Source organism: Pseudomonas sp. EGD-AK9 (assembly GCF_000465935.2).
Lineage (GTDB): Bacteria > Pseudomonadota > Gammaproteobacteria > Pseudomonadales > Pseudomonadaceae > Aquipseudomonas.
Genome location: NZ_AVOF01000148.1, coordinates 1 through 7,588 on the forward strand (window position 1 = coordinate 1; position 7,588 = coordinate 7,588).

At 66.2% G+C, this 7,588-nt stretch carries 8 protein-coding genes; all 8 read right to left on the bottom strand.

All coding sequences use genetic code 11. The features are described 5' to 3' along the window. Positions 1 to 64: 64 nt before the first annotated feature. Positions 65 to 223, bottom strand: a complete 159-nt coding sequence (locus N878_RS28895) for a hypothetical protein (protein ID WP_177342885.1) — start codon at positions 221 to 223, stop codon at positions 65 to 67. 210 nt (positions 224 to 433) lie between these two features. Beyond that, entirely contained in the window at positions 434 to 1,477 is a 1,044-nt protein-coding gene (locus N878_RS08430; RefSeq protein ID WP_021443227.1) for an LLM class flavin-dependent oxidoreductase, read from the bottom strand. A 376-nt stretch (positions 1,478 to 1,853) separates the two neighbouring features. After that, positions 1,854 to 2,339 carry a flavin reductase family protein gene (locus N878_RS08435; protein ID WP_021443228.1) on the bottom strand — a complete coding sequence of 162 codons (486 nt, stop codon included), beginning with the start codon at positions 2,337 to 2,339 and terminating at the stop codon, positions 1,854 to 1,856. A gap of 289 nt (positions 2,340 to 2,628) precedes the next feature. Continuing rightward, positions 2,629 to 3,777 (bottom strand): ABC transporter ATP-binding protein, encoded by a 1,149-nt coding sequence (locus tag N878_RS08440; protein ID WP_021443229.1) that lies wholly within the window; start codon positions 3,775 to 3,777, stop codon positions 2,629 to 2,631. 17 nt (positions 3,778 to 3,794) lie between these two features. Then, positions 3,795 to 4,604: an ABC transporter permease gene (locus N878_RS08445; RefSeq protein WP_021443230.1), complete on the bottom strand. Its 810-nt coding sequence runs from the start codon at positions 4,602 to 4,604 to the stop codon at positions 3,795 to 3,797. 3 nt (positions 4,605 to 4,607) lie between these two features. Then, on the bottom strand, positions 4,608 to 5,549 hold the full coding sequence (locus N878_RS08450) for an ABC transporter permease (RefSeq protein WP_031302921.1): 942 nt from the start codon (positions 5,547 to 5,549) through the stop codon (positions 4,608 to 4,610). Beyond that, positions 5,534 to 6,559 (bottom strand): polyamine ABC transporter substrate-binding protein, encoded by a 1,026-nt coding sequence (locus N878_RS08455; RefSeq protein ID WP_021443232.1) that lies wholly within the window; start codon positions 6,557 to 6,559, stop codon positions 5,534 to 5,536. The genes N878_RS08450 and N878_RS08455 overlap by 16 nt, the downstream gene beginning before the upstream one ends. A 353-nt stretch (positions 6,560 to 6,912) precedes the next feature. After that, the coding region (locus N878_RS08460; protein WP_021443233.1) for a 3,4-dihydroxy-2-butanone-4-phosphate synthase at positions 6,913 to 7,588 on the bottom strand (676 nt) is incomplete at its 5' end.

Below are 7,588 nucleotides of genomic sequence, written 5' to 3' on the forward strand. Positions count from 1 at the left end.
ACGGGGGCGCGGGCGGCGAGCGCAAAGGCGTCGGACGCGGGCGAATTTCAGCGAGGCGAGTCGATCAGCGGACTATCTGCCAGAAGCCGTTCTGTTTGGCCGTGACACAGGCGCGCAAGCGCTTGAGAAAGAGATGGGCGGGCGTCCACTTGCCGCGCAGATAGGCCATGGCGGCCCCGGGCAGTGGTTTGCGGATGCAGAGGGTGAGGCCAGTGAGGTGCATGGCGTTCGACCACCTGTGGGTTGTTAGAACCTGTTCAAAGTCTGCTGCGCGTCGGCACTGCTGCGTTAAAAACAGGCTCGGAATGCTCATTTACACCAGTAAACTCCGCTTCCTCGCCTGTTTTTGCCTTGCATTGCTCTAGCTCGCGAGACTTTGAACAGGCTCTTGGGAAGCGGCCGGATCGCCCGATCCGGCCGCCTGCGGCGTCTGTCAGCGGAACGCCGGCACCACGTGCTGGATGAAGAGTTCCAGGGATTTCTTCTTCTCGGCGTGCGGCAGGCTGTTGTCGGCCCAGAAGCTGAATTCGTCGACGCCCAGCTCCTGGTAGTGGCGGATGCGTGCGATGATTTCTTCCGGGGTGCCGATCATGGTGTTCTTACGGATATTGTCCAGCTCGAACTCCGGGCGCTCCTTGAACTTCTCTTCCGGGCTCGGCGGCAGCAGGCCGTTGACCGGGGTCTGCTTGTTGCCGAACCAGGCGTCGAAGGTGCGGTAGAACTTGGAGATGGCCGCGGCGCCGACCTTCCAGCCGTCCGGGTCGTCCTTGGTGTGGACGTGGGTGTGGCGCAGCACCATCAGTTGCGGACGGGGCACCTCGGGATTGTTGGCCAGGGCGGCCTCGAACTTGTTCTTCAGATCGACCACTTCCTCGTCGCCCTTCATCAGCGGGGTGACCATCACGTTGCAGCCATTGGCCACGGCGAAGTTGTGCGAGTCCGGGTCGCGCGCGGCTATCCACATGGGCGGACCGGGCTGCTGGAGCGGCCGCGGTGAGGAGGTGGAGGTGGGGAACTTCCAGAGCTCGCCGTCGTGGGCGACGTCGCCCCGCCACAGCGCCTGGACCACCGGCACCATCTCGCGCAGGTACTTGCCGCCGTCGGTGGCCGGCATGCCGTTGGCCATGCGGTCGAACTCGTACTGGTAGGCGCCGCGGGCCAGGCCCACCTCCATGCGCCCGTTGCTGATCACGTCGAGCAGGGCGCATTCGCCGGCGACGCGGATGGGGTGCCAGAAGGGCGCGATGATGGTGCCGGCGCCGAGGCGGATGGTGCTGGTGCGCGCGGCCAGGTAGGCCAGCAGCGGCATCGGGCTCGGCGAGATGGTGTACTCCATCGCATGGTGTTCGCCGATCCACACGGTGCTGAACCCGCCGGCTTCCGCCAGCAGGGTCAGCTCGGTGAGGTCTTCGAACAGCTGGCGGTGGCTGGTCTGCTCGTCGTAGCGCTCCATATGCACGAACAAAGAAAATTTCATGATGCGTTCCTCGAACCTGTGTCTGGTCGGCCATGGCCTGGCCGGCTGTGGTGGCGCTCGTATCGCGCTCGGGTTGTTATCGATCCACTGGCGCCGAAGCGGCGCGGCAACAAGGCAAAATTGGTCGCTGCGTATTGGTATACCATAATACTGTATATCTGCAAGGTCTTTTTACCCTAAAACATCCGCCCTTGAATTAACCCTAGGTCGAGCCCGGCATGTGCGCCGCCGGGCAGCCAAACGGCGGGTGCTCGATTCACTCGCCGGCGCCTCGTGAGCCGCGCCAACAGCGCGCTCGGGCATCCGGCGTCGGCCGGCGAACGCATAAAAAAGCCCCCAACCAAGGGGGGCAAGACAAGCACACAACAGATCGGGATCAGGCGAAGGCGGGCAGGGCGCCCATCTTGCCGCGGCAGTAGATCATCGGTTCGACGCGCTGCGGCGGCACGATCAGGTTCCGCACCGCACCCACCAGGATGGCGTGATCGCCACCTTCGTATTCGCGCCACAGCTCGCACTCGATGATGGCGGTGGCGTTACTCAGCAGCGGGTTGCCCAGCTCGCTCAGCGTCCATTCGATGCCGAGGGCCTTGTCCTTGCCCTTCTTGGCGAAGGCATAGGCCTCGCTTTGCTGCTCGGCCGACAGCAGGTGGATGGCGAAGCGCTTGTTCTTGATCAGCAGCGGGTAGGAATCGGAGCTGTAGTTCGGGCAGAACAGCACCAGGGCCGGGTCGATGGACAGGGAGCTGAAGGCGCTGGCCGTCAGGCCGACGATCTGGCCATCGTCGTCCAGCGTGGTGATCACGGTGACGCCGGAGGGAAAGGAGCCCATGACGAGTTTGTAGGTATGTGCATCGATCATTTCGAGTACCTGCGTGACGTATCGGCTGCGACCAGCAGCGCTTTCGTGTCTGATGGTATACCATAATATTGTTCGTGCAAGCGCTATTTGCGGGTGGTCGCAGTGCGCCCGATGCACGGCGTCGTGCAGCCTGGCTTCGTAGGGTGACGCGGGGCCGCCCAGGTTGCGCGCACCCGGCGAAGGGGCGAGCAGCTGGTGCTCCCGGCGCACCCTACGCTCGTATTCGACGGCGACAGGCAAAGAAAACCCCCGCCCTGCGCGGCAGGGCGGGGGCAAGGGGGAGTTTGCTTCAGTGCGCGCCGGCGGCCTTGCTCAGGTCGCTCTCCTGCCACTGGCTGTAGACGCAGGCATCGGCCGCGGCCCAGCGCACCAGCACCGGGGCGCCGGTTTGCAGGGGCGGGGTGCTGCCGGACAGCTCCTTCAGGGTCAGCTGGGTGCCGCCGGGGGTGGTCACGCTGCAGGTCAGGCTTTCGCCGAGGAACACGGTTTCCGCGACCCGCGCCTGGATCTCGTTCCAGCCGGCCGGCCGCGGCATGCTCCCGGCCTGCTGCGGGGTCAGCACCTGGGCTTTCTCCGGGCGCACCATCAGCAGCAGTTCCTGGCCCTCGGCGATGCCCACGGTGGGGCGAACGGCCAGGGACTGGCCCTCGAAGCTGGCCGCCGCATGGCCCTGGGCCTTGATCTTGAGGAAGTTGGAGTTGCCGAGGAAGGAGGCGACGAAGGCATTCGGCGGGTTCTGGTACAGCTCGTAGCCGCTGCCCAGGCCGACGATCTTGCCGTGGCTGAAGATGGCGATGCGTTGCGACAGGCGCATGGCTTCTTCCTGGTCGTGGGTCACGTAGACGATGGTGATGCCCAGGCGCCGGTGCAGGTGGCGCAGTTCGTCCTGCAGGTCCTCGCGCAGCTTCTTGTCGAGGGCGCCGAGCGGCTCGTCCATCAGCAGGATGCGCGGCTCGTAGACCAGCGCGCGGGCGATCGCCACACGCTGCTGCTGGCCGCCGGAGAGCTGCGCCGGGCGACGGTGGGCGAACTGTTCCAGTTGCACCAGCTTGAGCATGGCCTCGACCTGGCGCTCGCGTTCGCCGCGTGCCTGCTTGCGAATCTCCAGGGGGAAGCCGATGTTGTCGCGCACGTTCAGGTGCGGGAACAGCGAGTAGCGCTGGAACACCATGCCGATGTCGCGCTTGTGCGGCGGCACGTTGACCAGGGATTTGCCGGCGACCAGGATTTCCCCGCTGCTGGGCGTCTCGAAGCCGGCCAGCATCGACAGGGTGGTGCTCTTGCCCGAGCCGCTGGAGCCGAGGAAGGTGAGGAACTCGCCCTCCTGGATATCCAGGCTGATGTTGTCCACGGCGACGAAGTCGCCATAGTGCTTGTTCAGGTTGCGCAGGCTGACCAGGGGCGCCTGGCTCTGGTGGTCTTGGATCACGGCACTCATTGGCTTTTCCTCATGAATCAGGCGCGGGGTTCGTTGCGTCGACGCAGGGCGGCGGCGATCAGCATGATCAGCAGCGACAGGCCGATCAGCAGGGTCGAGGCCACCGCGATCACCGGTGTCAGGTCCTGGCGCAGGGTGGTCCACATCTTCACCGGCAGGGTCTGCAGGCTCGGGCTGGCCATCATCACGCTCAGCACCACCTCGTCCCAGGACACCAGGAAGGCGAACAGCGCGCCGGCCACCAGGCCGGGACGGATGGCCGGGAAGGTCACCTTGAGCACCGCCTGCAGGCGCGAGGCGCCGCAGATCACCGCGGCGTCCTCGATCGACTGGTCGAACAGTTTCAGCGAATTGATGATCGAGATGATGGTGAAGGGCAGCGCCACTATCACGTGGCTGACCACGAAGGCGAACAGCGTGCCGGTGTAGCCCAGCTTGAGGAACAGGGCATAGATGGCCACGGCGATGATCACCAGCGGCACTATCATCGGCAGGGTGAACAGCGCGTAGAGCAGCTCGCGGCCGGGGAACTTGCCGCGCACCAGGGCGAAGGCGCTGGGCAGCCCCAGGGCCACGGCGCAGGCAGTGGTCAGCAGGGCGACCTTGAAGCTGGTGTAGGCCGCCTCCATCCACTGCGCGTTGGAGAAGAACTGCTCGTACCATTTCAGCGTCCAGCCCGGCGGCGGGAACACCAGCCACTGCGACGAGCCGAACGACAGCAGCACGATGAACAGGATCGGCAGCAGCAGGAAGGCCGCGATGGCCCCGGTGACGAGGTAGAGGCCGGCGCGCAGGCGCGGCCCCATGGCGTTGGGCGACAGCAGCATGGCTTACCTCGCGGTACTGGAAGCCACCGGCGATTCCGGTTGCAGCTTCAGATAGGCGTAGAACAGCAGCAGGGTGATGGCGATCAGCAGCGCGGCGGCGGCACTGGCCAGGCCCCAGTTGAGGAAGGACTGCACCTGCTGGACGATGAACTCCGGCAGCATCATGTTCTGTGCGCCACCGAGCAGGGCCGGGGTGACGTAGTAACCGAGCGACATGACGAACACCATCAGGCCGCCGGAGAACAACCCCGGTCGGCACAGCGGCAGGAACACCCGGAAGAAGTTGCGCCAGGGGCTGGCGCCGCAGATAGAGCCGGCCTGCAGCACCATGGGGTCGATGGCGCTCATGGTCGCCTGCAGCGGCAGCACGATGAAGGGGATCATGATGTAGCTCATGCCGATCACCACCCCGGTCAGGTTGTGCACCAGCTCCAGCGGCTGATCGATCAGGCCCAGGGCCATCAGCGCCTTGTTGAGCACCCCGGAGGCCTGCAGCAGCACCAGCCAGGAGTAGGTGCGCGCCAGCAGGCTGGTCCACATCGACAGCAGCACGATGCTCAGCAGCCAGCGGCCCCAGCCGCGCGGCGTCAGGGTGATCGCCCAGGCCAGCGGGAAACCCAGCAGCAGGCTGATCAGGGTGACCAGGCCGGCGACGGCGAAGGTATTGAACAGCACGCGAGCATAGGCCGAGTTGGCGAACAGCTGCTCGTAGTTGCCCAGCCCCGGTTCCGGTTCCAGCACGCCGCGCAGCAGCAAGCCGATCAGCGGGGCGAGGAAGAACAGGCCGAGAAACAGCAGAGCGGGGATCAGCTTGGCGGCTCCGCGCCAGCGCGAAGGGCTGCGATTCATGATGGTGGCTCGATTGGCGGCGAGGCCGCCGGCGCTGGATGCGCCGGCGCCTGCCTGGGCCGAAGGGACGGCCAGGGGCTTCACTTGACCAGCCATTCGTTCCACCGTGCGGCGATGGCCGGGCCATGCTCGGCCCAGTAGGCGAAGTCGAGGGTGATCTGATCTTCAGCGTAGGCGGTCGGCAGGTTGGGGGCCAGGTCGGCCTCGAGCTGGGCGACGCTGCCGGTGTTGACCGGGGCATAGGCGGTGAGGTTGGCGAAATCGGCCTGGCCCTTGGCGCTGGCCGCGTTGGCCAGGAACTGCATGGCCGCTTCCTTGTTTTTCGAGCCCTTGGGGATGACCAGGAAATCGGCCATCACCAGATTCTGCTTCCAGCTCACCCCGACCGGCGCGCCGTCCTGCTGCAGGGCGTAGATGCGGCCGTTCCAGAACTGGCCGAGGCTCGCCTCGCCAGAGGCCAGCAGCTGCTGCGACTGGGCGCCGCCGCCCCACCAGACGATGTCCTTCTTGATGCTGTCGAGCTTCTTGAAGGCGCGATCGAGGTCCAGCGGGTAAAGCTGCTCGATGGCCACGCCGTCGGCCAGCAGCGCCAGTTCCAGCACGCCGGGGCTGGGCCATTTGTACAGGGCGCGCTTGCCCGGGTAGGTGGCGGTATCGAACAGCGCGCTCCAGTCCTGCGGCGCCTTGCCGCCGAGGCGGCCCTGGTTGTAGCCGAGCACGAAGGAGAAGTAGAAGGAGCCGACGCCGTGGTCGGAGACGAAACGCGGGTCGAGCTGCGTGCGGTCGATCACGCTGAAGTCGAGCGGTTCGAGCAGGCCTTCGCGGGCGGCGCGCAGGGCGAAGTCGGCTTCCACGTCGACCACGTCCCACTGCACGTTGCCGCTCTCGACCATGGCCTTGAGCTTGCCGTAGTCGGTCGGCCCGTCCTGCAGCACCTTGATGCCGGTCTTCGCGCTGAAGGGCGCGGCCCAGGCCGTCGTCTGCGCCTCCTGGGTGGTGCCGCCCCAGCTGACGAAGCTGAGGTTGTCGGCGGCGCTGGCCGCGCCTGCGCCGGCGACCATGAGTGCGGTGGCGAACACCGCGGTAGCAGTTTTCTTGAACACCATCTTGCTTGCCCTCGTTGTTGTGTTTGTACGCAAGCGGGCTTTGGCGGTGCCCGCCTTTCAGGGAGCAGTTGTGACTGGCCTGGCCGAGGCTGCTCAGGGCGGTTTCCCGGGGCGGGCAGCGTCGGCAAAATATCTCGGCCTACGGAATGTCATATTATGGTATTCCAAGCTTTGTGCAAGACCCAATCGCGGCGATTTTCGCGGCGCGCGCGGCCGCATCGCCGGTGGCCTGCAGGGGCGGCGCCAGGCTGAGTGGGTAAGTGCTTGAAATAGAAAAACAAGCGCGCCGGGCTCGGGCGGCCAGGGGCGGGTCGGAGGACGGCGCCGGGGCGGCGCCATCCGTCAGCTCGTGGTCATCCCTGGAACGGGATGCTTTCCACCACTTCCAGGTCATAGCCCGTCAGACCGGCGTACTTGAGCGGCGGGCCGAGGTGGCGCAGCTTGCCCACGCCCAGGTCCTGGAGGATCTGCGCGCCGGTGCCCACCTCGGAGTAGATGCGCGATTGCGAGCGGCTGAACTGTCGGCGCGGCTGGGTCAATTGCGGCACGCGCTCGAGCAGCGCCTGCGACGACTCGTTGTTGGCCAGCACCACCACCACCCCGTGGCCGGCCTCCGCCACTTTCTGCAGGGCCGCCCACAGCGTCCAGTTCTGCGGGCCGGTGTACTCGGCGCCGACCAGGTCGCGCAGCGGGTCGATCACGTGCACGCGCACCAGGGTCGGCTCGTCGCGGCGGATCTCGCCCATCACCATGGCCATGTGCACGCCGCCCTCGATGCGATCCTCGTAGGTCACCAGGCGGAAGGTGCCGTGCACCGTGGGCAGCTCGCGCTCGCCGATGCGACTGACGGTGTGCTCGGTGCTCAGGCGGTAGTGGATGAGATCGGCGATGGTGCCGATCTTGATGCCGTGCTGCTCGGCGAACTTTTCCAGGTCGGGGCGGCGGGCCATGCTGCCGTCTTCGTTCATCACTTCGACTATCACCGCCGCCGGGCTCAGCCCGGCCAGACGCGCCAGGTCGCAGCCGGCC